We start from the raw sequence: 367 nt of genomic DNA on the forward strand, positions 1-367 counted from the left end.
GTTTTGGCTCTCTTGTTTAGATAGTTCAGCTTTTATACCAGCTACTATATCATCTATGCTTCTAGTGCTATCTAGAACTATCTTGTCATATTTTTTAACTTCCATTACTCTATCTCCACTTTATCATATTTAATTCTATTATTAATCTCTGTCTTGATAAGCTCTTTTATGCTATCAACTTCACTTAACACACCTTGGATTTTGGCTTCTAATCTCTCATTTAAAGCTGTGAAATTGTCATATTCCACACCATTTATCACTACCTTTTTAGGCGTAGGGTCTAGGCTATTAACTAATTGAGATTGAACTTCTTTGCCTGTGATATTAGCCTCTTTCCAAAAAGCTGCTACCGCATCTATCTTAGCTT

The 367-nt window shown here is 33.8% G+C and carries 1 protein-coding gene; it reads right to left on the bottom strand.

Features of this window, described 5'->3' with window-relative positions:
* Positions 1-104: 104 nt before the first annotated feature.
* Positions 105-367 (bottom strand): hypothetical protein (locus CCAL9328_RS10785; RefSeq protein WP_170000652.1); only part of this gene is annotated, 263 nt, incomplete at its 5' end.

This window comes from Campylobacter sp. RM9328, from assembly GCF_012978615.1.